This window comes from Verrucosispora sp. SN26_14.1 (assembly GCF_004307965.1).
GTDB lineage: Bacteria > Actinomycetota > Actinomycetes > Mycobacteriales > Micromonosporaceae > Micromonospora.
Window position 1 is genome coordinate 1 of record NZ_SISL01000529.1, and the last position, 3787, is coordinate 3787.

Annotated in this window: 4 protein-coding genes; 2 read left to right on the plus strand and 2 right to left on the minus strand. The window is 71.0% G+C overall.

Annotation, left to right across the window (positions count from 1 at the left end; all coding sequences use genetic code 11):
- Both EYA84_RS28440 and EYA84_RS28445 read left to right on the plus strand, forming a co-directional pair.
- The coding region (locus tag EYA84_RS28440; protein ID WP_131057013.1) for an FAD-dependent monooxygenase at positions 1 to 821 on the plus strand (821 nt) is incomplete at its 5' end.
- A gap of 180 nt (positions 822 to 1001) precedes the next feature.
- The gene (locus EYA84_RS28445) at positions 1002 to 1904 is read left to right on the plus strand and encodes an SDR family oxidoreductase (protein ID WP_131057014.1); all 903 of its coding nucleotides are present in this window, start codon (positions 1002 to 1004) and stop codon (positions 1902 to 1904) included.
- A gap of 154 nt (positions 1905 to 2058) precedes the next feature.
- Here the strand turns inward: EYA84_RS28445 and EYA84_RS28450 are convergent, their stop codons facing one another.
- Both EYA84_RS28450 and EYA84_RS28455 read right to left on the minus strand, forming a co-directional pair.
- The gene (locus EYA84_RS28450) at positions 2059 to 2718 is read right to left on the minus strand and encodes a nucleotidyl transferase AbiEii/AbiGii toxin family protein (RefSeq protein WP_236146007.1); all 660 of its coding nucleotides are present in this window, start codon (positions 2716 to 2718) and stop codon (positions 2059 to 2061) included.
- Positions 2715 to 3056: a hypothetical protein gene (locus EYA84_RS28455; protein WP_131057016.1), complete on the minus strand. Its 342-nt coding sequence runs from the start codon at positions 3054 to 3056 to the stop codon at positions 2715 to 2717. The genes EYA84_RS28450 and EYA84_RS28455 overlap by 4 nt, the downstream gene beginning before the upstream one ends.
- Between the last annotated feature and the right edge of the window lie 731 nt (positions 3057 to 3787).

Consider the following 3787-nt stretch of genomic DNA (forward strand, 5'->3'; position numbering starts at 1 on the left):
AGACAGGCGCCGAGGTCCGCGAGCGGGTCGCGGTCCGCGCGCTCGACCAGACCCCCGAGGTCGTACGCCTGCGGCTGGCCGACGGCGACACGGTGCTGGCCCGGACCGTGGTCGGTGCCGACGGCTCCTCGGGGGTCAGTGGCCGACATGTCGGGGTGCGGTACCGGCAGGTGGATCTCGGATTGGAGGTGGAGTTGCCGGTGCCGCCGACGGAGCAGGAGCGCTGGCGACACCGGGTGCTGCTCGACTGGGGTCCGCTGCCGGGGTCGTACGGCTGGCTCTTCCCCAAAGGCGACCGGTTGACGGTCGGGGTGATCGCGGGGCGGGGCGAGGGGGACCGCACCCGCGAGTACCTGCGCCGGTTCGTGGACCGGCTGGGCCTGGCCGGGATCCGTCCGGCGCACGACTCGGGGCACCTGACGCGGTGCCGGGCGGAGGACTCGCCGCTGCGGCGGGATCGGGTGCTGGTCGCCGGGGACGCCGCCGGGCTGCTGGAACCCTGGACCCGGGAGGGGATCAGCTACGCCCTGCGCTCCGGTGAGCTGGCCGGTGACGCGGTCGCCGACGACGATCTGGCCGGCTACGAGCGGGCGGTGACGCAGCGGCTGGTGCCGTCGATGCGGGCCGGGTACCGCCTGCTCGCCGCGTTCGCCCGACGTCCGGAGATCCTGCACGCGGCGATCGCGACGCCGCCCGGCTGGCGGGCGTTCACCCGGTTCTGCCGGGGCGGGGCCGGTTTCGACGAGCTGGTGGCCCAGAAGCCGGTGCGGGTGGCCCTGGCGGTAGCCGCCCGGCTGCCCCGTCCGCGCACGTCCACCTGATCCCCTTTCTACCAGGATCCTAGGATGCTCTAGCCGTGGTGACAGCCACCACCGACCGAAGCGACACCCCAGGGGCCATCGGGAGGCACAGCAGTCTCATCAGTGCGCGGCTGTTTCCGGCCACCGACGGCGGGTAGGGCGATCGGTGAGGACAACAGCCGGCGCACCGAGGAGACACCCGTGAGCGAGAACCAGCACACCCCGCAGGACCCGACCGAGCAGTACGGCCAGCAGTCGGGTCAGCCACGCCAGCAGCAGTCGCCGCCGGGGCGGACCGACGACATGGCCCCCGAGCCGGACCACGGCGAGAAGACGTACCGGGGGACCGGCAAGCTCGACGGCAAGAAGGCGCTGATCACCGGCGGTGACTCCGGCATCGGCCGGGCGGTGGCGATCGCCTACGCCCGGGAGGGCGCGGACGTGCTGATCTCGTACCTAGGCGAGGAGGAGGACGCCGACGCGCAGGAGACCGTACGGCTGATCGAGGCCGCCGGCCGGAGGGGGATCGCGATCCGCGGCGACATCGCCGACGAACGCAACTGCGAGACGTTGATCGAGCGGGCGGTGAGCGACCTCGGCGGCATCGACATCCTGGTCAACAACGCGGCGTACCAGATGGCCCAGGAGAAGGGCATCGCGGGCATCAGCACCGAGCAGTTCGACCGGGTCTTCAAGACCAACGTGTACGCGATGTTCTGGCTGTGCAAGGCGGCCCTGCCGCACATGGGCGACGGCGCGACGATCATCAACACCTCGTCGATCCAGGCGTTCGACCCGTCGCCGCAGTTGCTGGACTACGCCACCACCAAGGCGGCGATCGCGAACTTCACCAAGGCGCTCGCCGCCGACGTGGTGGACCGGGGCATCCGGGTGAACGCGGTCGCGCCGGGCCCGATCTGGACCCCGTTGATCCCGGCGACCATGCCGAAGGAGAAGGTGGAGCAGTTCGGTCAGGACACGCCGGTCGGCCGGGCCGGTCAGCCCGCTGAGTTGGCTCCCGCGTTCGTCTTCTTCGCCTCGCAGGAGTCGAGCTACGTCACTGGCGAGATCCTCGGCGTTACGGGTGGTCGCTTCACCAAGTGAGGACGCAAGGAAGGGTCCCCTGCTAACGCCTCGTGCATAGCAGGGGACCCTTCCTAACGCACAAGCCACCACCGCCGTCGTCCCGCTGGCACGGTCGCGCGGCGGTGCCCGCCCGTCCGCCCCGCTGGGCGTGGACGCGCCGCCGCCGGGTGGGTCAGCGGGGCCAGGCGGCCAGGTGTCGGCGGATCCGGGCGATGTCGGCCGGGCCGAGCCCGTACCGGGCGAACCGCCCGTCCGGGATTCGGTCGAGGTAGTGCCCGGCCTCGCGTACGTCCTCGTCGTCGAGGGCCGGGTCGAGTTGCCGGGCCAACGCCAACAGTTCGCCGACGGACCGGTGTTCCAACGCGGAGGCGACGTCGATGTAGTCGCGTACCTCCCGCCGGTTGACCAGGGCGGCGGTCTTGTTGGCGATCAGATCGCGCACGTCCATCACCGGCCCGAACTCCATCACCACCGGACTGCGGTGCCGGTCCAGCCGGGCCAGGCTGAGCCGGATCTGCCGGCCGTCCCGGGCGACCACGAAGTCCCGCATGTCCCGGTCGAAGCCCTCGAACAGGCCGCCGAGGTCACTGTCCGGGTCCGCGTCGACCACCTCGAACCCGGCCGCCTCCAGCGCCGCCCGTACCCCGGCCGCAGCCGCCGCCGCCGCGCCCTCCACGTCCGCGAACAGGTCGACGTCCTCGGTGGGTCGGGTGACCAGCCCGTACGCCGCCCACGCGACCCCGCCGCCGAGGACGAAGCGGTGCGGCCCGGCGACGTCCAGCGCCACCCGGGCCACCTCGCGATAGAACTCGTGCGGGTGCGGGCCGGTCACGCCGATCGGAGACCCCGATGCCGGGTCTCCCAGGCCAGCCGTACGCCCCGTGGCAGGTTCAACTGTCGCCACACGCGCCGCAACGTCCGGCCGTCGACGAGACTGCGCAGGTCGTCGACGTTGGTGGTCTCCCGCAGGACGTTTTCGTACAACCAGAGCACCTGGTCGGGGTCGGCCAGGTCGAAGGCGCGGTCGGCGCACCACATCAGGCGTACCGGTAGCTCGACCACGCCCCGGGTGGGCCCGCGCAGCTCGGTCAACGTCCCGGTCACCAGCGTGGGGCGCCCGGGTCGGGCCAGAAAGGCCACGCCGGACGTGGTGGGGGAGACCGCCTGCATGCTGTCAGGGTAACCCCAGCCCATCCCATACCGGACCCACGACTTTGGTCCACCTGCCGAAACGCCGCTCTCCCGGACCGTCCGACGCCCCCTACCGGCCTGGCCGAACCCGCGCGGCGGTACGGCAGCCGCGACGGATGTGCCAACCTCCGCCTGCTGCGTCGAATGTCCGGTTATCGGATGCGGGTGGGTGGGGGTTGGGTGGAATCCGGGGTGGGGTCGGGGCGTTGTAATCGGGTGGCTGACCGCGCAGGACCGCATGCGCCGGGCAGGTCGCGGACGAATTCTCGCTCCCGCGTAGGGTGGCCGACGGATTCTCGCTCCGCCGGATTGGTGGCGGGCGGGTGTCGGAATGACCTGGCCCGGTCGGTGGTTATACCTGGTTCCGGTGCCGGGTCAGGCTTCCGGGTGGCCGGGGAATGATGCGGGCTGGCGGGTGGTTGTGTATTGACCCGACGCCGCAAAGCCTGGTCCGGTGATTCCCCTTCTCGGACCTGTGTGCGTCGGATTCCCCTTTCTTTGTCTTCTAGCGCCTGACGGCGTTTGCGTCACTCTCGATCCCCCTGTGGGTGGCGTCTTCCCCCGAATGGAGCTTGTGATGAACTCGAAGCTGTTGCGTAAGAGTGTTCTTGGTGTTGCTGGTCTGGCGTTTGCTGGTGGTGTGTTCGCTGGTCCGATCGGGCAGGCTGACGCCGCCCCTGTCACGGCTGGTTCGTTGGTGGCGGTGCAGG

Excerpts from the sequence above, each read along its gene's own strand:
- EYA84_RS28455 (WP_131057016.1), bottom strand. The coding sequence starts at position 3,056 with ATGCAGGCGGTCTCCCCCACCACGTCCGGCGTGGCCTTTCTGGCCCGA.